This is a genomic window from [Pantoea] beijingensis (assembly GCF_022647505.1).
GTDB lineage: Bacteria > Pseudomonadota > Gammaproteobacteria > Enterobacterales > Enterobacteriaceae > Erwinia > Erwinia beijingensis.
In genome coordinates this window covers 1,351,754-1,372,676 of the sequence record NZ_CP071409.1, presented here as the reverse complement: position 1 = coordinate 1,372,676, position 20,923 = coordinate 1,351,754, and the positions used below count along the sequence as shown (strand labels likewise).

General features: G+C 48.1%; 13 protein-coding genes. 7 read left to right on the top strand and 6 right to left on the bottom strand.

Features of this window, described 5'->3' with window-relative positions; translation table 11 throughout:
* Positions 1-36 precede the first annotated feature (36 nt).
* Positions 37-765 carry a 4'-phosphopantetheinyl transferase family protein gene (locus J1C60_RS06155; RefSeq protein ID WP_128178761.1) on the top strand — a complete coding sequence of 243 codons (729 nt, stop codon included), beginning with the start codon at positions 37-39 and terminating at the stop codon, positions 763-765.
* Between the two features lie 347 nt (positions 766-1,112).
* On the opposite strand, the gene alkB is transcribed toward J1C60_RS06155, so the two are convergent.
* The 3 genes from alkB to J1C60_RS06140 all read right to left on the bottom strand — a co-directional run bounded on the left by alkB (position 1,113) and on the right by J1C60_RS06140 (position 4,120).
* On the bottom strand, positions 1,113-1,754 hold the full coding sequence (alkB, locus tag J1C60_RS06150; RefSeq protein WP_128178760.1) for a DNA oxidative demethylase AlkB: 642 nt from the start codon (positions 1,752-1,754) through the stop codon (positions 1,113-1,115).
* A gap of 31 nt (positions 1,755-1,785) precedes the next feature.
* A complete protein-coding gene (gene apbE, locus J1C60_RS06145; protein WP_128178759.1) occupies positions 1,786-2,832 on the bottom strand; it encodes an FAD:protein FMN transferase ApbE in 1,047 nt (348 codons plus the stop codon).
* An 829-nt stretch (positions 2,833-3,661) separates the two neighbouring features.
* The gene (locus J1C60_RS06140) at positions 3,662-4,120 is read right to left on the bottom strand and encodes a nuclear transport factor 2 family protein (RefSeq protein WP_128178758.1); all 459 of its coding nucleotides are present in this window, start codon (positions 4,118-4,120) and stop codon (positions 3,662-3,664) included.
* Between the two features lie 95 nt (positions 4,121-4,215).
* Here J1C60_RS06140 and J1C60_RS06135 point away from each other — a divergent pair, with 95 nt between their 5' ends.
* Entirely contained in the window at positions 4,216-4,782 is a 567-nt protein-coding gene (locus J1C60_RS06135) for a TetR/AcrR family transcriptional regulator (RefSeq protein WP_128178757.1), read from the top strand.
* Between the two features lie 21 nt (positions 4,783-4,803).
* On the opposite strand, the gene ompC is transcribed toward J1C60_RS06135, so the two are convergent.
* Positions 4,804-5,907 (bottom strand): porin OmpC, encoded by a 1,104-nt coding sequence (ompC, locus tag J1C60_RS06130; RefSeq protein WP_128178756.1) that lies wholly within the window; start codon positions 5,905-5,907, stop codon positions 4,804-4,806.
* A 1,127-nt stretch (positions 5,908-7,034) separates the two neighbouring features.
* Between ompC and J1C60_RS06125 the strand changes: the two genes are divergently transcribed.
* Genes J1C60_RS06125 through rcsB form a run of 3 tightly spaced genes read left to right on the top strand, consistent with a single transcriptional unit; the run spans position 7,035 to position 11,522 of the window.
* On the top strand, positions 7,035-8,189 hold the full coding sequence (locus tag J1C60_RS06125) for an MFS transporter (RefSeq protein WP_128178755.1): 1,155 nt from the start codon (positions 7,035-7,037) through the stop codon (positions 8,187-8,189).
* Between the two features lie 23 nt (positions 8,190-8,212).
* Complete coding sequence (gene rcsD, locus J1C60_RS06120; protein ID WP_128178786.1) at positions 8,213-10,870, top strand: phosphotransferase RcsD; 2,658 nt, start codon at positions 8,213-8,215, stop codon at positions 10,868-10,870.
* A 1-nt stretch (position 10,871) separates the two neighbouring features.
* Positions 10,872-11,522, top strand: a complete 651-nt coding sequence (gene rcsB / locus J1C60_RS06115) for a response regulator transcription factor RcsB (protein WP_128178754.1) — start codon at positions 10,872-10,874, stop codon at positions 11,520-11,522.
* Positions 11,523-11,610: 88 nt separating this feature from the next.
* Here the strand turns inward: rcsB and rcsC are convergent, their stop codons facing one another.
* Both rcsC and gyrA read right to left on the bottom strand, forming a co-directional pair.
* Positions 11,611-14,463: a two-component system sensor histidine kinase RcsC gene (gene rcsC / locus J1C60_RS06110; RefSeq protein ID WP_128178753.1), complete on the bottom strand. Its 2,853-nt coding sequence runs from the start codon at positions 14,461-14,463 to the stop codon at positions 11,611-11,613.
* A 164-nt stretch (positions 14,464-14,627) separates the two neighbouring features.
* Positions 14,628-17,267: a DNA topoisomerase (ATP-hydrolyzing) subunit A gene (gene gyrA / locus J1C60_RS06105; RefSeq protein ID WP_128178752.1), complete on the bottom strand. Its 2,640-nt coding sequence runs from the start codon at positions 17,265-17,267 to the stop codon at positions 14,628-14,630.
* A 290-nt stretch (positions 17,268-17,557) separates the two neighbouring features.
* On the opposite strand from gyrA, the gene ubiG reads away from it, so the two are divergent.
* Together ubiG and nrdA are read left to right on the top strand one after the other, a co-directional pair.
* Positions 17,558-18,277 carry a bifunctional 2-polyprenyl-6-hydroxyphenol methylase/3-demethylubiquinol 3-O-methyltransferase UbiG gene (ubiG, locus tag J1C60_RS06100; RefSeq protein ID WP_128178751.1) on the top strand — a complete coding sequence of 240 codons (720 nt, stop codon included), beginning with the start codon at positions 17,558-17,560 and terminating at the stop codon, positions 18,275-18,277.
* 351 nt (positions 18,278-18,628) lie between these two features.
* Complete coding sequence (gene nrdA, locus J1C60_RS06095) at positions 18,629-20,914, top strand: class 1a ribonucleoside-diphosphate reductase subunit alpha (RefSeq protein ID WP_128178750.1); 2,286 nt, start codon at positions 18,629-18,631, stop codon at positions 20,912-20,914.
* Positions 20,915-20,923 lie beyond the last annotated feature (9 nt).

The following is a 20,923-nucleotide window of genomic DNA, read 5'->3' as shown; positions in this document are numbered from 1 at the left end:
TAAATCTGCACCTGCCCCGTCACCCGTGCGATAACGATGTTTGCTCGCCTCTGCCCAATGACACCTGTCGAAACTGATTTCATTACTGCATTATGCTGCGGTGATTTGCCACAATTACAACAAAGCAAAATAGCTGAAATCCGTTTCTCGTTGTCAAATTTCCACGAAAAGCTATTCTCTGATTATGCTATTACGGTGCCGACTCACCTTCAAAAAGCAGTAAAGAAGCGTCGCGCTGAGTATCTCGCCAGCCGGTATGCCACTCGCAGGCTGTTAGAAACCTGTGGCATTACAGATTTTTTACTGAAAAATGATAGCGATCGTGTGCCAATATGGCCAAAGGGAGTGATCGGTTCTCTGTCGCATTGCTATCAACGTGCGGTGATCGTCACGACTCAGCGTACCAAAACGCTGATTGGAGTCGATGTAGAACACGTGATGACACCAGCAACAGCTGAAAATATTTATCAGAGTATCCTTTCCCCCAACGAACATAAGCGGCTTATCGAGTCAGGACTATCGTTTGCTGCGGCCCTCACATTGATCTTCTCCTTTAAAGAAAGCTTGTATAAAGCGCTATTCCCCGGCTTACGACAATTTATCGATTTCCACAGCGCTGAGGTCATTGCGATCGACCAGTATAATAACGAAGCCATATTGCGGCTTACCCATTCTCTACATCAAGATTTTCCCGCAGGCCGTTGTTTCCATGGCTATTTTCTGCATGATAATGATGAAATCACAACACTAATCATCGATAATTAGCGTGGCTCACGATCCAGGCGCGCAGTGGGAAGATCATGAACAGTGACACCATAAAGCTCAACCATTGGTATCATAGCTTCAATAACTCGGCAGCTATCAACAGCCCTTCCGCAGGATGACTGTCGAAAAACATGGATAAAATAGCGCCAACATTTTTTCATCGCATTTCTCCTGTGCTCATCCTTAGCATCATTAGAACCTGCGGAAAAAACACTGTAAAATGCTTATTTCTTCGAACAAAATACGTTAGCTGCGAAAGGTCTTTGCTCACATCATTTGAGCAATGCGCAGCGCGCCAGACAGAATCGAGTAATGGGCGCCAAGGAAGACCTCCTTCCCTTTACGAACTAGCGGGCTCTGCGGAAGGTAATGTTATAACGAAAAGCACCTGCCAGTGGATGTACCCCGAATTTAAGCGGCAGGATACCGTGAAAACGTAAGCGCGATGGTCCCCCCCACACAACGACATCACCATGTTCCAGCAATACCCGCTGCGCCGCATCGCTACGTTCAAAACCACCAAATTGAAACACCGCAGGTAGCCCAAGCGATACTGAGACGATCGGCTGACGCAAGTCACGTTCATCCTTATCCTGATGTAATGTCAGTTTGGTGCCGGGTTCGTAGCGGTTAATAAGGCAGGCATCCGGATTAAAATGTGGAAACCCTGCCTGACTCGCAGCATCTGCCGCCAGCTGCCGAAAGCACTCGGGCATCGGCGGCCATTTCTGCCCTGTCTCCACATCACGATCGGTATAATGATATCCTTGCGCATCGGAGGACCAGCCAAAGTCCCCACAGTGAGTCATTGCGACCGACATCCGATGCCCACCCGGTGTGATGCGATGATAAAATGGATTACGTAACGCAATCTCATTTATTACTTTTAACAACGTCTCTGCATCATCGCGAACCTGACGACGCAGTATAACCGCGCCTTCAGCCAGTGGTTCCGACCACGGAATTTCATCGCTAAAGAGGTCGAGCATAAAAAACTCCTGCCTGATATCGCTGTAACTATCATCGTTCACTGCGTTTAAGGATAAATGCCTCAAACTGCGGTGACATCCAGTGGCTAAAGCTATCACCTTGTCGCGTGATCAGATAAACCGCCAGTTTTTGTTGCCGCGCCAATTGCATTGCTTTCTCGGTTCCCAGCACCATTAATCCGGTATCCCAGCCATCAGCTTCCAGTGCGGTGGTAGCAATCACGGTGGCAGAAACCAGCTTATGTTCAATGGGTCGTCCGGTGCGAGGATCGATGACATGCGAAAGGCGCTTACCCTCCAGTTCGTAATAATTCCGGTAGCTCCCGGAAGTACTGATACCATGCCCCTGGAGATCGACAATTTCCTCTACGGCATTTTCTTTATCAGTCGGTTTCTGGATCGCCACACGCCAGGGTTTATTCTGTGCGTTTTTACCTCGCGTCAGTACCGCGCCACCAACCGAAACCAGATAGTTATTGATGCCCTCTTGCTCCATCAGGCGCGCAAGATGATCGGTAGCAAACCCTTCACCTACCGTTGAGAGATCGAGATACAGTGCAGGCAGATCTTTTTGCAGCCACTGTCCTTCGGCGCGTTGAATCACTTTCAGGTGCTGTAAGCCGGTTAAGGACCGAGCTGCGTCGATATCGGCTTGTCGCGGTATTTTATTGGGTTGCTTATCCGGACCAAAACCCCACAGGTTGACCAATGGTCCAACGGTAATATCCATTGCTCCCTGTGTTTCCTTACCAATTCGCAGTGCCTGCGTAATGATATCCGCCATATTTTCGCTAATGGGCTGCGGACGATCGCCACGATACTGATTGAAGCGGGATAATGCAGAATTATTTTTCCACGTAGACAATTCACCATCATCCGCATCCAGCTGTTGCTGAATTAGCGTACGCAATGCCAACGCTCGCGCGTGGTCCACGCTGGCCAGGCTCACACGCCAGTAAGTCCCCATGGTTTTTCCTTCCAGCACCAAAGGCTCGCCGACATTATTATTTTTTTCATCACAACTCGCCAGCATCAAACATGCCAGAAATAATCCACCACACAATAGAATAAACCGCATAAACCTACCTTTTATGAATCTTTGTAAAGCCTTTATTCAAATCATTAACCGATTGTAAAGTGTACAAAACTGCCTTGACCATGCCGCTATGGCACGCCACTATGATCTTTCTGAGGCAACGATCTCAGCCGACCAGGGTACCCAAAACGCGGGTTTTACATCGCGCTACGAGTGTAACGTGAAATCGGCCAGAGGCTGAATAGCACCTTTCTCTTCACGATAAGCCGATGATAAACATCGCTATAAGGTCAAGCGTGGCGGGTATTCTTTATTCACGAAAAGGAGACCCTTATGAATAATATCGCGCTCCTCATCATTCTTGTCGGGTTAGTGATTTTTTCCGGCTATAAGTATTATAAAGAATCGCGCACTAAATCTCTTCATCGCCAACGCCATAGATAACTCACTTTCACGGCCCTGCTTACGGGGCCTTTTACCTCTCTAGAGCATCCGTAACCTTCTTACGCAAGTAACTTCATTAGTTCTCATGTTTGGATTGGATTCCCACCCTATTCCCTCCTGCTTTACACGCCATGTTGATATGGCGATCGCCATGCTACTTCCGGAGACGGTTTGAGGCTGGGTTGAATGAATACTTGCAAAACTATCAGAGAAGATATTCGGCATTCAGACTACATGATGAGGCAGGGAATATGGGCCAGAAGCACGTACAATGTAGCAGCAAAGAGAATTTTCTATTGATGTAGACATGCTGTATCTCCTATCAGACAGTATCCGTAGAAGCCGGTATACGTGCTGATACTGCCTGAGTCGGATAGCAGAAGTGGTGAGGAATAATAATATAAGCGGGATCTGAATAAGATGACGCTTAGCAACCCAGCTCACTCAATCCTGGATGATCGTCAGGACGACGGCCCAATGGCCAATGGAATAAGCGTTCGCTCTCTTTAATCGGCAAATCGTTAATGCAGGCAAAGCGCTCAACCATTAGACCATCGGCACCAAAACGCCAGTTTTCATTGCCATAACTGCGAAACCAGTTCCCGCTGTCATCTTTCCACTCATAAGCAAAACGCACAGCAATCACATCATTTTGCCATGCCCAGAGCTCCTTAATTAATCGATATTCAATCTCATTTTCCCATTTACGGGTTAAAAACCCTTCAACCCCATCGCGTCCATTGACAAATTCTGCACGATTTCGCCAACGCGTGTCTGTTGAATAAACCTGGGCGACACGTTTCGCATCACGTGAATTCCACGCATCTTCCGCCATTCTGACTTTTTGTGTAGCGGTATCGAAATTGTACGGGGGAACTAAAGACATATTGACCTCCATAAGCAAGTAGACAGGTTTGTCTACTTGCATTATCCTGTCTCATGTAGACAGGGTTGTCTACTTTTTTTTAAGTGAGAGAGTAAATGCTGCTACCTGATCCCTTTGACCCTAAAGCCAGCGCTGCTGAACGCATCATTAATAGCGCTCAACAGCTGTTCTATCAAAATGGCATCCGTGCTACAGGCGTCGATAAAATCATCGCTAACGCAGGTGTAACAAAAGTCACCTTTTATCGTCATTTTGCAGCTAAGGACGATCTGGTACTGACGTTCTTACGTCGCCGCCATTTACGTTGGATGGATGGATTCCAAAGCACGTTGGAACAGGCACTGTGTGATGCCCCTTTCTACCGGGCACTGCCTGCCGCATTGTTAAGCTGGTTTAGGGAGGAGAGCTTTCGCGGCTGCGCATTTATCAATGTTGCAACGGAACTGGCCGATACATTACCCGCAGCATTAGAAATCGTGCAACAACATAAACAAGCTATGCAAAGCGAAATCACTAGACACTTACCTGCCCATCAACAGTTAACAGCGGAGACTATCGCCATGCTGGTAGATGGTGCAGTTGTGCAGGTGCAAATAGGGAAAGATGCAGAAAAAATTGTCAGGCAGTTAGAGCTGGCACTGGGGGTAATATTGGGAGCGTAGGAGGCCTACGCTCCCACGCACTTAGAACTGATAAACCAAGCCCAGTGCTACAATATCATCGGTACTGATACCGGCTGCTCTGGTGAAGTCGTTGTCATCCAGTAGGTTGATCTCATAATCAACATAAGTAGACATGTTTTTATTGAAATAGTAGGTCGCGCCAATATCAATATATTGTTTCAGGTTCTCTTTGCCAAATCCCTGGACGCTGGTACCCCGAGAGGTGACATAGCCCAAAGATGGACGCAGACCAAAATCAAATTGATACTGAGCAACCAGTTCCCAGTTATCCGCTTTATCCGCGTAACCAAAAGCATCGGAATCACTGCTACCAAAACGCGTAGCATTATAAGAACGGGTATACATCGCTGCCAGATAGATGTTGTTGGCATCATATTTCAGACCGCCCGTATACGCAGTTGCCTTATCACCGCTGCCCAATACGTCAGCGTTGTTCTGATCGTTAGTACGATCTGAAGAGAACATTGCTGCACCAATACCAAAGCCTTCGCCCAGATCATAAGTGGTCGACATTCCCCATCCGTCACCATTTTGTCCCAAAACATCACGACCATTTGGTGACTCAGTACCGTTACCATTTTTACCCTGGTACTGAACGGCAAAATTCAAACCATTAACCAAGCCAAAGAAGTCACTGTTACGGTAAGTAGCTACACCATTCGCACGCTGGAACATAAAGTTATCAGCGCCATAAGTATCCCCACCAAACTCCGGCATAACGTCAGTCCATGCACCGATGTCATAGGCCACACCGTAATTACGACCATAGTCAAAAGAGCCAGCCTCACCAAACTTCACGCCAGCAAAGCCAACACGCGTATGGCTATCAGCCGTACCTTCAGACTCTGCGTTATGAAGCGATGCTTCATATTCCCACTGACCATAACCCGTAAGCTGGTCGGAGATTTGTGTTTCACCTTTAAAACCAAAACGTACATAGGACTGATCGCCGTCAGAACCGTTGTCGTCAGAAAAATAGTGCAGGCCATTGACCTTACCGAACAGGTCAAATTTATTACCATCTTTATTATAGATCTCAGCAGCACCGGCTGAGCCGGCTACCATCAATGCCGGGACCATCAGGGATAGAACTCGAAGTTTCATTTTTGTACCCTCTAGTTATGTGCCTTATAGTTATGTGCCTTATTCACCACTGCGTCTGAATGTATAAAAATTCAGCTGCAAGGCCATTGTCATAACGTGGGGAGTAATAATCTATAAAGAAAATGCTACTAAATTTCCGAAACTGTTTCAAAGCACCGGACAGATACTACAAAATGTAATTTTTGCGGAACTTTTAAACACCATTTGGAACTAAAAAAAGCGCACTTAATATCAAATAATTAATATTTAATATTAAAATCAATAAGTTGACAAAAAACCCTTCCTGAGCACTGAATGATAAAAATATTCAGCGATCAGACTATAAAATAGATTCCGCTATCATCATTTTATTTGATTATTACCTTCATTCACCCCGAATGAGATGTTTTCACCCTTATTCTCGCCGAACCTCTGGTTCGGCTTTTTTTTAAGTTCTCTTCAGGAAATGTCATTAATCGTAAACTTGCTCTCTTCGCAATAAATAAGTCATCACCTCACCACATTTCTTCTCAAGAATGCTTCCCTGAATGTTCAAGAAAAAGCCGTTTCCAACGGACTTAATTAATTAAAAAAATCAATAAAACAGGAAAGGGATATTTTTGAACTCTCATTTTAAGAAGAAAAATAATCTCTATAACTCAGTATGTTAATTACCTTATTTAGATACATCTGCATTCACTCCAGAGACTCTCAAATTTTCTCAGTTGAATAATATGGCACTGTAGCAAAAATAATTTACATCACAGGGCGTGGCCGATTCAAACAGTCACTCATTAAGTACATCCAGGACAAAGACAGGGCCTAAGTCGCCGTGCGTACATTACAGTGTAAGCTCAGGACAATACCTCTCAGATGACGGCGGCAATGGCATTGATATACGCAACGGCAGTCAAACTTAGCACGGTAAAAGAGTGAACGAGGCAAATAGCCCAGGATATATCCGGAAATAAGGATTTCTGAGGAGATTTACATTAACAATAGCGTTTTTATCAGTTATTAAGCTCTATCGCTTTCTAATGACGCGCTATAAACAAAGCGTTTGTCATGCCATAACGCTGTTTTCCATTCTCCGGAAGGCGCTAATGTGGTAAAAAGAACGGCCAATTGCCCAGGGTTTAAGCAGATAAATGACCAGTATTGAAGCAGAACAATCTAAGGAACAGACATTTGCCACGCAGCTTGCAACCCGTGTGGTTTTTTTCATTGCCGGACTGGGGATGTCAGCCTGGGCCCCGCTGGTTCCCTACGCGAAAGAACGTATAGATGTCAGCGATGCCTCTTTAGGTGGTTTGTTACTGTTTTTGGGGCTCGGTTCTCTGCTTGCGATGCCGCTGACGGGGATGTTAGTCGGAAAATATGGCTGCAAGCGCGTCATTATTAGTAGCGGCCTCGGTATCATGCTGGTATTACCGCTGTTGGTTATTTCACCCACCCCATTGTTACTCGCGCCAGGCCTGATGATTTTCGGTGCGTCTATGGGCATTATCGATGTGGCAATGAATATCCAGGCGGTCGAAGTTGAGAAAGCATCACGGCGTGCAATGATGTCTGGCTTTCACGGTTTTTTTAGTATAGGCGGGATCGTTGGCGCAGGGCTGATTAGCGCCCTACTGTGGCTAGGCCTTCCTCCTCTCCAGTCTGTGCTAATGGTTTCTGCGCTTATTGCTCTGTTATTTTTGGCTTGTCATAAGCATCTGTTAAACCAGCGCCTCCATCAGTCCGGCACGCCGCTGTTTGTTGTACCGCGAGGATGGGTTCTGTTTCTGGGTGCCTTGTGCTTTATATTGTTTCTCACAGAAGGCGCGGTGCTCGACTGGAGCGCCATTTTCCTGACGCATATTCAAGGTTTGCCAGCGTCACAGGCCGGTTTAGGCTACGCAATATTTTCAATCGCCATGACTATCGGGCGGTTAAGCGGCGATCGCATCGTCCATCGTTTTGGCAGCGTGTCGGTATTACTATGTGGTTCGCTTTGCGCCGCGGCAGGTTTACTGCTCGCAGTCAGCGTCCAGCACGGCATGGTTTCACTAGCCGCCTTCTTACTGATCGGCTTCGGCGCATCAAACAGCGTTCCCGTTCTGTTTAGTGCAGCAGGGAAACAGGAAGTCATGCCAGTGAATCTGGCGATCTCCGCTATGACGACAATAGGATATGCAGGTATCCTGGCAGGACCCGCATTGGTCGGTTTTGTTTCTCAGTGGTTTAGCCTGTCGACCGCCTTCGTCGCGATCGCCACGCTGCTTTTGGTTGTTGCCGCCAGCGCCCGGCTGGTTACACGTTAATTTGGGTGTCACGTAACGCTATGGTGCCATATAAATTTCCCCTCACCTCAAGCAATGTCACACGCTTCTTTGTGATATTCATCTTGGTGTTACTGATGGCGTTAGGATTTATGATCCATAACGCGGTGAATGCATGGCTGACAGAAAAGCGTTATGCAATGGCTGATATTACTCATGCAATGCAAAAACGGATCGATACCTACCGTTTCGCTACCTGGCAGATTTACGAAAACCTTGCCGCCAGTGCAGCAGGGGCAACGCCAAATAGTCAGCAAGAGACGCGTCTGCGCCCTGACGTCTACTATCTTGAAAAAACACGCCGTAAGACTGAAGCTTTAATATTCGGCTCACACGATAGCAGCACGCTTGATATGTCACTGCGCATGTCTAATTATCTTGATACTTTATGGGGAGCGGAAAACAGCACCTGGTCCATGTATTTCCTGAATGGACAGGATAACAGCCTGATTCTGGTCTCAACGCTGCCATTAAAAGACATGGCAACGCGCTATAAAGAGAGCGCGATCAGCAACATCGTTGATGCACGCCGCGCGGAGATGTTGCAGCAGGCCAATGCGCTGGATGAGCGGGAAAGTTTTTCGCCCCTGCGTCGCTTTACCTGGCAAAATGATCATTACTTTACCGTACGTACGACCTTTAATCAGCCGGGTCACCTGGCGACCGTAGTCGCTTTCGACCTTCCGGTTAACGACCTTATTCCGCTCAACATGCCGCTGGAAAACTTCCAATTGAAGCAGGATAACATTGTTTCAAACGAGGGAGAGCCAAACAATGAAGCCAGCCAAAGCACCCAGATCTCACTGGCTAATCCGAATGTAGAAATTGCATCTTCGCTCGCCAGTACGCCCCTGCAGCTGATATATCGCGTACCACTCACCAGCCTTATAGTTGATACGCTACGCAACCTGATGTGGCCATTACTGGCTAATCTGGCGCTGCTACTCATGTCACTGGCAGGACTTTTTTTGCTACGCCAGCAGTCATTGCGTCCTAGTGAGAATCAGAGTGCAGAGCTGGATTCACTGAGAGTACTTAATGAAGAAATTGTCGCCAGCTTGCCGGTGGGCATGTTGGTTTACGATTTTGCCAGCAACCGTACGATTGTCAGTAACAAAATTGCTGAACACCTGCTACCACACCTAAATTTGCAAAATATTATCAATATGTCCGATCAACATCAGGGCGTATTACAGGCCACCGTTAATAATGAGGTTTACGAGATTCGCCATGCGCGCAGTGTTATCTCTCCTCATACTCAGCTCTTTATGATGCGGGATCAGGATCGCGAACTGCTGGTTAATAAAAAACTGCAAAAAGCCCAGCAAATACTGGATAAGAATCATCAAATGCGTCAGCAGCTGATGCAAAATCTTGGTCATGCACTAAATCGCCCACTAAGCCAGGTTGTTCACCAGTTAGGTGCCCTGAACGCCACCAGCGATAATGGAGCCGACCTGGGAGCAGCGCGGCTGGAAGCACAAGCCTTAAGTCGTCTTGTAGACGATATTGTATTGCTCAATCGCCTTGAAACACATGACTGGGCCCCGGATGCAGACTCTTTCAGCTTACAGATGTTGCTGGATGAATTAACGTTGGAAATGCTGCCATTAACCCTGCGTAAAGGCTTAAAGTTGCTGGTGCGCAATCGTCTGAACAGCGATGAAATTCGTTTTGGCGATCGCTGGGCCATTCGTAAAATACTGTCTACCCTGCTGCATTACTCGCTAACGACCACCAGTTGGGGAAAAATTTCACTGACCGTTGACTCTCCATCCGATCGCCCGGATCGTCTAACCATTCAAATTGTTGATACCGGCGCCGGCCTCACCGTTGATGAATTAGGCAATACTGATTTCCCTTTCCTTGGTGAAACGTCCAACGACCGCTTTGGACAGGCGTCTGGCCTGGCTTTTTTCTTGTGTAAGCAGCTCTGTAAGCAATTGGGTGGCAATTTGGATATTGTCGCCAAACCCGATATCGGCACGCGGTACAGCATCAACCTGCATGTACCGCCGGAAAATCAGCAACCGCAGGAAGAAAAATTACTCGAAGGGCTAACAGCGCTGATTGAAATTACCGTTGATGATGTACGTAAAATCGTTTGTCATCAGCTGGAGAACTGGGGAGCGAACTGTATTACACCCGATGAGCGCTTCTCAGGCCAGGACCATGATGTTCTGGTCACTGATGACCCAGCGTTATTAACGCCATGGTCATTACTACTCACGGATGATGAGATGGGTTTCCGCGCCATTGGCGAAAATCAATATCGAGTCAATTTTAACATCAGTGGCGCACTGCTTGATGCGCTGTTACAACTGATTGAACAGCAAATGGCGCAGGATTCGCTTGTTGAAGCTCCTGCAGAAGACGATGGCACGCCGCTGCTCAGCAGCGGTTACTACCAGCTATTTGTTGAGACGGTACCGGATGATGTGAAGAGATTGTATAATGAGGAGGCGAACAGGGACTACCATTCGCTTGCTCAGACAGCGCATCGCCTCAAAGGCGTGTTTGCCATGCTTAATCTGGTACCAGGCAAGCAGCTATGTGAAACGTTAGAACAGCACATTAAAGAGTGTGACGATTCAAACATTAAAAATACCACCAGTGATATTGACGCTTACGTCAATCAACTGCTGCAGCAAGGTAACCAATAAGATGAATAATTTGAATGTAATCATTGCCGATGACCATCCGATTGTCCTGTTTGGCATTCGTAAATCACTTGAACAGATTGAATGGGTGAACGTCGTTGGTGAGTTCGAAGACTCTACGGCGTTGATTAATAGCCTGTCTAAATTAGATGCCAACGTACTGATCACTGATTTATCCATGCCAGGGGAAAAATACGGTGACGGCATCACACTGATAAAATATATCAAACGCCATTATCCGGATCTGTCGATCATCGTGCTGACGATGAATAACAATCCTGCCATTCTCAGCGCCGTTCTGGATCTCGACATTGAGGGGATCGTGCTGAAACAAGGTGCACCAACCGATCTTCCTAAGGCTTTGGCTGCACTGCAAAAAGGCAAGAAATATACACCGGATAGCGTGGCTAAACTCCTGGAAAGAATCAGCGCCGGTGGTTACGGTGATAAGCGTCTTTCTCCTAAAGAAAGTGAAGTACTACGCCTGTTTGCTGAAGGTTTTTTGGTTACCGAAATTGCCAAAAAACTGAACCGCAGCATTAAAACCATCAGTAGCCAAAAGAAATCCGCGATGATGAAGCTTGGGGTAGATAATGATATTGCCCTACTGAATTATCTCTCATCGGTCAGCACCACGCCGATTGATAAAGACTGAATGTAGATCTTGCGCTGTCTTGCACGGAGGGACCCTCCGTGCTGGCGGCTCAGCCATAAGTCTGCCCTGCCTTATTAGCTCTATTCCATTACCCGTCCCTGCTACGTCGCACTCGTTCAGCATAAAATGCCAGCGTTTTTTGTAACGTTTCCATCGTGACAGGCTTCGACAAGCAATTATCCATCCCTGCCTCGATACAGCGCTGTTTTTCTTCTGCAAGCGCATTCGCCGTCACACCAATCACCGGGAATGTTTGTCCCAGCTGGCGCAAACGCTGTGTCAGACGGTAGCCATCCATGTTCGGCATATTGACATCGCTCAGTACAATATCGATATCACTACGACTAATCACATTCAGCGCATCTACGCCGTCCTGTGCCGTCTTCACCCGGAATCCAAGCGATGCCAGCTGATCGGAGAGCAGCACCCGGTTAATGGGATGATCGTCAACCACAAGAATCACAATATCCTCATTGTCAACGCGCGTTTCGACCGGTGGCGGCAATACCGGCAACCCGTCCGGAACATCCACCGTGATACGATAGATACGTCCCAGTAAAGCGGGCAGCTCGTGTGGCATTGCTGTGCTGTAAACCCAGCGCCCGGCGACTATTTCCTGCGGCATATCAATATGCTTGCCGTCAAACTCAATAACTGCACGTAGCGGCCGTTCCGGCTGGAAATCATAATCGGTAATAATCACATCATCGTTGCCATGGAGACGTTCTTCGTAACGCTGTACCTGAATACCGTGATCGTGGAGCAGGCTCTGAAGGAAATTTTCCAGCGTTTCATTACGCAATTCCAGCCAGATCCTCTTGTCCTGTAAACCTTCATGCAGCGGTGGAGCAACCATCTGGCTATTATACAGTGGGATACGAATAATAAACTGGCTCCCCATCCCGGGCTCGGAGTCAACTTCAATATCACCGTCCATCATACCGATCAGTTTTTCACAGATTGCCAGCCCTAAACCTGTCCCCTGGAAGTTGCGCTGAACGCCAGTACCAACCTGAAAGAATGGGTCAAACAGGCGAGTGATCTCTTTGGCCGGGATACCTACGCCGGTATCGCGTACACAGAACGCCAGGTAACCGTCCTTGATATAAGCGTGCAGGATGATGCAGCCGGTATGAGTAAATTTAATAGCGTTATTCAACAGATTTGAAATCACCTGCTGTAAACGTAACGGATCGCCATCCAGTGAAACAGGAACATTGCTATCAATAAAGCAGTAAAGCGTAAGACGTTTTTTTACCACCAGCGAAAGGTAGTTAGAGGCAATATGCGTGATAACTTCACGCGGAGAAAATTCACGCGGCTCAATACGCAACTGCTCCGACTCAATTTTCGAAAAGTCGAGAATATCACTGATGATTTTAAGCAGCAGGCTGGAAGAGTTATTCATCGCCGTCACCAACGATTCCACACTTTTCGGCAACGCTTTAGTTTGCAGCAGGTCAAGGTTACCAATGATACCGTATAGCGGCGTGCGCAATTCATGGCTTACCGTTGCCAGGAACATTGATTTTGACTGGCTAGCCTGCTCGGCTGCCTGCGCCATCTCCTGTAACGACTCCTCCATCTTGACTCGGGCGCTCACGTCAACTAGCACGCATATCGCCACATTTTCATTCCGATAGCGGGAGTGCACAAAGCTGATTTGCAGATTGGTATTACTGCCGGTCAGGACATCGACAAAATTGACCTGCTGGCCACGGATGATTTCCGTCAGGCGCTGTCGGTCTTCCTGCGTCAGTAAATGAAGATAGTTATGTGCCAATTCATTACTGAGGATGTTAGTACCATCGCTGGTACGTAAAATACAAATACCGACTGGCGCAGAGGCCACAATTTTACGGTTAAACTGCTCATGTTCTTCAAGGCGATGTGCGTTTTCTTCCGCAGGCAGAAACATGCGCCGTTCAAATAGCCAGGCCAAAGAAAAGAGAATAATCCCGCTCAATACGTTTAGCAGCAATGCATTAACGATCAGTATTTTCAACTGCTCAATCAGCACGTTAGTTGGAATCGAATAGACTGCACTGAGCGATGACGGCGGTAACGGCTTTTTCATGACCAGCTGTTTATAGCCATTGACGTAACCAAACCACGATTTATCATTCGGCAAATCATCCAGTGAAAAGTCAACGCCGGTGCGGGAAGAGGTTAGGATCGAGCGGTCATTTTGATCGATAATCGTAGCCACCACCGGTAAACTGCCCGGTGAGATAAAATCTTCCAGCCGAATACTCTGCTCAATACCCAGTAACGCTTCCATCTTATTGGCCATCAACACTGGCGTAATCGCATAAAAATGCCCGACGCCGGGCTGCGCGGTAGATGCTATCCAGTAGAGGCTGTTTTTACGTTCCTCTTCGTTACCGTTGCGATAATGTAAAATACGGTCGTTTAGTGATTTCAGCGTGCGCTCACGATCGAGTGAAGTATTGCCCACCGCAAAATCGGCGAGGCAGAGGTTTTCGCCACCGACAAAAAATACGCGATTCAACTCGTAACCGGAGGAGAAATTAGCTTTCCAGTAATGGAGAAAATAGCTCAGGGAAGTGAGCGAACTGCGCCAGAGATTGCTCATGGCGTTACAGTCAGAATCCGCCAGCAAGGGATAAAACTGCGGTGATTCAACTTTACCCGGCAAAACACGGTTCATCAGATCCTGGTCGGCGGATGAAGCATTTAACCGGTTTTCCGCAATATATTTCAATTCACGCGTAACATCTGCCGAATGGCGAATATACCACTGTGCCTGTTCGTAGTTGAGGCTGAACTCTTGCCGCACCTGCGTTTCTTTTTCATGGAGCACATTAATAATAAAGAACGTAGTGAGCAACGCGCCCAGCGTCCAGAGCATTAATGCCAGCGCCCGGAACAGATAGCGTGAGATCCTTAACGTGGTGCGAAACGAGACAAGATATTTCAAGTGGAACCTATTGCGGCAAATGTCAGATGCATGTTTTGCGATCCCGATACAGTAACTTTAGTCTGTTAAAAAAGCCAGAACACGCGGCAATCTTCGCTGCTTCCCGTAGATTCAGATGTAAAAAAGCCAGGCATATGCCTGGCTTTCAAACTGGCTAACAAACATTACTCTTCGTCGTCGCCTTCAGCGGAATCGTCATCGCTTTCAATCTCAGGCGCGATTTCGTCATCCCCTTCCGCGACGCTACCGTCAATAGCATCTAACTCTTCTTCTGCTACCGGTTCAGCAACGCGCTGCAGGCCAACCACATTCTCATCTTCTGCGGTACGAATCAGAATCACGCCCTGGGTATTACGCCCGACAACGCTGACTTCTGAAACACGAGTACGCACCAATGTACCGGCATCGGTGATCATCATGATCTGATCGCTATCAACAACCTGTACCGCCCCAATCACCGGACCATTTCGCTCGGTCACTTTGATCGAGATAACCCCCTGGGTCGCACGGGATTTGGTCGGGTATTCACTGTTAGCGGTACGCTTACCATAACCATTCTGTGTGACGGTCAGGATCGCGCCCTCTTCACGTGGAATGATCAACGATACAACACGATCGCCGGCTGCCAGTTTGATACCACGAACGCCAGAAGCCGTGCGGCCCATTGCGCGAACGGCCTGCTCAGAGAAACGCACCACTTTACCGGCTGCGGAGAACAGCATCGCTTCATCCTCACCGGCGGTGAGCGCAACACCAATCAACTCATCATCATCACGCAGATTGACAGCAATAATTCCGGCGCTACGTGGACGACTGAATTCGGTCAGTGCGGTTTTCTTCACGGTACCACTGGCGGTCGCCATAAAGATATTCAACCCTTCCGCATATTCGCGCACCGGCAGGATCGCGGTGATTCGCTCATTTGCTTCCAGCGGCAGCAGGTTGACGATTGGACGTCCACGCGCGCCACGACTCGCCTCTGGCAGTTGGTACACCTTCATCCAGTAGAGCCGCCCGCGGCTTGAGAAGCAGAGGATGGTATCATGGGTGTTGGCGACCAGCAGGCGGTCGATAAAGTCTTCTTCTTTAATACGCGCTGCAGATTTACCTTTGCCACCACGACGTTGTGCTTCGTAATCCGACAATGGCTGATATTTCACATAGCCCTGATGCGATAGCGTCACCACAACATCTTCCTGATTAATCAGGTCTTCAATGTTGATGTCCGCGGTGTTCGCCGTAATTTCGGTACGTCGCTCGTCACCAAACTGATCGCGGATCAGTTCAAGCTCTTCGCGAATCACTTCCATCAGACGCTCGGCGCTTTCCAGGATATAGAGCAGTTCGGCAATCTGCTCGAGCAGGCCTTTGTACTCATCCAGGAGTTTTTCATGCTCAAGGCCCGTTAGTTTCTGCAAACGCAGATCCAAAATCGCCTGCGCCTGCTGTTCGGTCAGATGATACTGGCCGTCACGGATACCGTACTGTTCTTCCAGCCACTCCGGACGCGCAGCATCATCACCGGCACGCTCCAACATGGCGGAAACATTGCCCAAGTCCCATGGGCGCGCGATCAGGCCAGCTTTCGCTTCGGCAGGCGTCGGCGCACGGCGAATTAATTCGATGATTGGATCGATATTCGCCAGCGCAATAGCCAGACCTTCAAGAATGTGCGCGCGATCGCGAGCCTTACGCAGTTCAAAAATAGTCCGACGCGTCACCACTTCACGGCGGTGGCGCACGAAGGCTTCAAGTATATCCTTCAGCGGCATAATCTTCGGCTGGCCCTGATGCAGCGCCACCATATTTATGCCGAAAGACGTTTGTAATTGAGTCAGTGAATAGAGGTTATTCAGCACCACTTCACCAACCGCATCGCGTTTAATTTCAATCACGATGCGCATGCCGTCTTTATCAGACTCATCACGCAGCGCACTGATACCTTCCAGACGCTTCTCTTTCACCAATTCAGCAATTTTCTCAATCAGGCGCGCTTTGTTCACCTGGTAAGGAATTTCATGAATGATGATGGTTTCACGGCCGGTTTTCGCATCGGTCTCGACTTCGCCTCGAGCACGAATATAAATTTTACCGCGGCCGGTACGATAAGCTTCTTCAATGCCACGGCGCCCGTTGATAATCGCCGCAGTAGGGAAATCAGGTCCTGGGATATGCTCCATCAGCCCTTCAACGCTGATATTTTCATCCTCAATATAAGCGAGGCAGCCGTTGATCACTTCTGTCAAATTATGCGGCGGAATATTGGTTGCCATACCGACAGCGATACCCGACGCGCCGTTAATCAGCAGGTTCGGGATCTTGGTTGGCATAACTTCCGGAATCTGTTCCGTGCCGTCATAGTTCGGCACAAAATCGACGGTATCTTTTTCCAGATCGGCCAGAAGCTCATGCGCAATTTTTGACATGCGCACTTCGGTATAACGCATCGCCGCAGCGGAGTCGCCATCGATAGAACCGAAGTTACCCTGTCCATCAACCAGCATGTAACGCAGTGAAAAAGGCTGCGCCATACGCACGATAGTGTCATAAACGGCAGTGTCGCCGTGTGGGTGATATTTACCGATTACGTCGCCGACAACACGGGCAGACTTTTTATATGGTTTGTTCCAGTCGTTACCGAGAACGTTCATGGCATAAAGCACACGACGGTGGACAGGTTTGAGTCCATCCCGAACATCTGGTAATGCACGGCCAACGATGACCGACATGGCGTAATCAAGATACGAGTTCTTTAACTCTTCCTCGATATTGACCGGTGTGATTTCTCTGGCAAGGTCGCTCATGGAGCCGCTATCCCTCTACATTAGTCCCGGATTCAAAGGTGCGAAAGTATATCACATTGCTGTCATACGGTGAACGGAAAGCGTTTCGACGCGCGTTTTATTCTATTTCCCGCACTCTCACGCAGATTATTTCGCAGAATTAATGAATCGTGGGCAATTTGACGCGCGGCTAAAGGCGAAAGGTACATGCAACGAGGCGAATACAGCATCCGAGACGACAGGTATAGCGATACAACTTGAAGTATGACAAGTATATACTTGGGACAAATTTATGCAGGAGTACAGATTTGATGAACGCAAAAACCGATCCCGGCTCATATAACGTTGACCATAACGAGATTGCCAAATTTGAAGCGGTGGCCTCTCGCTGGTGGGATATGGAAGGCGAGTTTAAACCGCTGCATCGTATTAACCCATTACGTCTGGGTTATATCGCTCAGCATGCCGGCGGGTTGTTCGGTAAGACCGTGCTGGATGTCGGATGCGGCGGCGGCATTTTGGCTGAGAGTATGGCGCGTGAAGGCGCTAATGTCACTGGTTTGGATATGGGCGCTGAGCCCCTGCAAATTGCACGTTTACACGCACTGGAAAGCGGACTTAGCGTGAATTATATTCAGCAAACCGTTGAAGAACACGCGGATAAAAATCCCGGACAGTATGATATTGTGACCTGCATGGAGATGCTGGAACATGTTCCCGATCCGCGTTCGGTGGTGCATGCTTGCGCGCGTCTGGTCAAGCCCGGCGGCGAAGTCTTTTTTTCCACCCTGAACCGTAACAGCAAATCCTGGCTGATGGCCATTTTTGGCGCTGAATATGTACTGCGTATGGTACCGCGCGGCACACATGATATTAAAAAATTCATACGCCCTTCCGAGCTACTGAACTGGATAGATGAGACACCGCTACGCGAACGTCATATCATCGGGTTACATTATAACCCGCTCACCAATAAATTTCGTCTTGGCCACGGCGTGGATGTGAATTATATGCTGCATACTAAAGCATAAATAAGCATATCGTATGGGTATTGATTGTCGATAATTGCGCAACCTGTCCAGCGCAATTATCGATGAAGTTTAAGAAATCAGCACTCGATCAATATTTTGATTTTTTTTCTATCCCATTGACAATTCCCTTAGGCCTTATGTGACGTGGACTTACGAAAAAACCCCCGCCTGAACCTCATTTTCTGACTGAAATCAATACTTGTACTGAACGGATTCCTTACTAGAATACTCACCATCTAGTTATCCATTCATCCCCAAGCCCCTACATATAGTGTTTATCCACAGACTTACTCACAATAAGTTTATCTGTGAATAAACAGGGGATATTTTCACGGACAGGTAAAACGCGACATGAATCAGAGTCTGCTCGTCACTAAACGCGATGGCCGCAAAGAGCGTATCAATCTCGATAAAATCCACCGGGTTCTCGATTGGGCCGCCGAGGGATTGAAAAATGTCTCGGTTTCTCAGGTGGAACTACGCTCCCATATTCAATTTTACGATGGCATCAGAACCTCTGATATTCATGAAACAGTGATCAAAGCGGCTGCCGATCTGATCTCTCGTGACGCGCCAGATTATCAATACATGGCCGCACGCCTGGCTATTTTCCATCTGCGCAAAAAAGCCTATGGTCAATTTGAACCCCCTAAATTACTTGACCAGGTTAAACGCATGGTCGATATGGGGAAATATGACGCGCATCTGCTGGAAGACTACACGGAAGAAGAGTTCGAGCAGATGGACGGTTTTATCGATCACTGGCGAGATATGAACTTCTCTTATGCTGCAGTTAAGCAGTTAGAAGGCAAATATCTGGTACAGAACCGTGTTAGTGGTGAAATCTACGAGAGCGCTCAGTTTCTTTACATTCTGGTGGCTGCTTGCCTGTTCTCAGGCTACCCCCGTGCCACTCGCCTTGATTACGTAAAACGTTTTTATGATGCGATCTCGACCTTTAAAATTTCTCTGCCAACGCCGATTATGTCCGGTGTGCGTACCCCAACCCGCCAGTTTAGCTCTTGCGTGCTGATTGAGTGTGGCGACAGCCTCGATTCGATCAACGCGACGTCCAGCGCTATTGTGAAATACGTTTCTCAGCGTGCTGGTATCGGCATCAACGCAGGCCGAATTCGCGCACTGGGTAGCCCGATTCGTGGCGGAGAAGCATTTCACACCGGTTGTATTCCGTTCTATAAGCACTTTCAGACTGCGGTGAAATCTTGCTCACAGGGTGGCGTACGTGGTGGCGCAGCCACGCTGTTCTATCCAATGTGGCATCTTGAAGTGGAAAGCCTGCTGGTATTAAAAAATAACCGTGGTGTAGAAGGTAACCGCGTACGTCATATGGATTACGGTGTACAGCTCAATAAGGTGATGTACCAACGCTTGTTGAAGGGCGAAGAAATCACCCTGTTTAGCCCGTCTGACGTACCGGGTTTATATGATGCCTTCTTCGCCGATCAGGATGAATTTGAGCGTCTTTACACTCAATATGAGAAAGACGACAGTATCCGCAAACAGCGTGTTAAAGCGGTCGACCTGTTCTCACTGATGATGCAGGAACGTGCCTCTACCGGCCGTATCTATATTCAGAACGTGGACCATTGTAATACTCACAGCCCATTTGATCCGACTATCGCACCCGTTCGCCAGTCTAACCTGTGTCTGGAAATCGCACTGCCGACTAAACCCCTGCTGGATGTGAATGACGAAAACGGTGAAATCGCCCTGTGTACGTTATCCGCCTTCAACCTGGGCGCTATTAACAGTCTCGACGATCTGGAAGAGCTGGCAACGCTGGCAGTACGTGCGCTTGATGCTCTGCTCGATTATCAGGACTACCCGATTCCGGCAGCAAAACGCGGTGCGATGGGCCGTCGTACCTTGGGTATCGGCGTGATCAATTTCGCTTATTATCTGGCGAAACATGGTGTTCGTTATTCAGACGGCAGCGCCAATAACCTGACGCATAGAACCTTCGAAGCGATTCAGTATTGGCTGCTGAAAGCTTCTAACGATCTGGCGAAAGAACAAGGTGCCTGCCCGTGGTTCAATGAAACCACCTATGCACAGGGTATTCTGCCGATTGACACCTATAAAAAAGATTTGGATGTCATCAGTAACGAGCCACTGCATCTGGACTGGCAAACGCTGCGTGAAGAAATTAAGACCCATGGTCTGCGTAACTCAACGCTCTCTGCACTGATGCCATCAGAAACATCATCACAGATTTCAAACGCCACGAACGGTATTGAACCCCCGCGTGGTCATATCAGCATTAAAGCATCTAAAGACGGTATTTTGCGCCAGGTTGTGCCAGAGTATGAACGCCTGAAAGACAGCTACGAGCTGCTGTGGGAAATGCCAAACAATGATGGCTATCTGCAGTTGGTAGGCCTGATGCAGAAATTTATCGATCAGGCGATTTCGTCTAACACCAACTATGATCCAACCCGCTTCGCCAACGGCCGCGTGCCGATGAAGCAGTTGCTGAAAGATCTGTTAACTGCCTACAAGTTCGGCGTGAAAACACTGTATTACCAGAATACCCGCGACGGTGCGGAAGATGCACAAGACGATCTGGCACCTTCAATTCAGGATGACGGCTGCGAAAGCGGCGCCTGTAAAATTTAATTACTCCCA

What these genes read in the sequence shown, in the direction of transcription:
- J1C60_RS06155 (WP_128178761.1), top strand. Translation starts at nt 37, where the DNA reads ATGTTTGCTCGCCTCTGCCCAATGACACCTGTCGAAACTGATTTCATT.
- alkB (WP_128178760.1), bottom strand. Translation starts at nt 1,754, where the DNA reads ATGCTCGACCTCTTTAGCGATGAAATTCCGTGGTCGGAACCACTGGCT.
- apbE (WP_128178759.1), bottom strand. Translation starts at nt 2,832, where the DNA reads ATGCGGTTTATTCTATTGTGTGGTGGATTATTTCTGGCATGTTTGATG.
- J1C60_RS06140 (WP_128178758.1), bottom strand. Translation starts at nt 4,120, where the DNA reads ATGTCTTTAGTTCCCCCGTACAATTTCGATACCGCTACACAAAAAGTC.
- J1C60_RS06135 (WP_128178757.1), top strand. Translation starts at nt 4,216, where the DNA reads ATGCTGCTACCTGATCCCTTTGACCCTAAAGCCAGCGCTGCTGAACGC.
- ompC (WP_128178756.1), bottom strand. Translation starts at nt 5,907, where the DNA reads ATGAAACTTCGAGTTCTATCCCTGATGGTCCCGGCATTGATGGTAGCC.
- J1C60_RS06125 (WP_128178755.1), top strand. Translation starts at nt 7,035, where the DNA reads ATGACCAGTATTGAAGCAGAACAATCTAAGGAACAGACATTTGCCACG.
- rcsB (WP_128178754.1), top strand. Translation starts at nt 10,872, where the DNA reads ATGAATAATTTGAATGTAATCATTGCCGATGACCATCCGATTGTCCTG.
- gyrA (WP_128178752.1), bottom strand. Translation starts at nt 17,267, where the DNA reads ATGAGCGACCTTGCCAGAGAAATCACACCGGTCAATATCGAGGAAGAG.
- ubiG (WP_128178751.1), top strand. Translation starts at nt 17,558, where the DNA reads ATGAACGCAAAAACCGATCCCGGCTCATATAACGTTGACCATAACGAG.
- nrdA (WP_128178750.1), top strand. Translation starts at nt 18,629, where the DNA reads ATGAATCAGAGTCTGCTCGTCACTAAACGCGATGGCCGCAAAGAGCGT.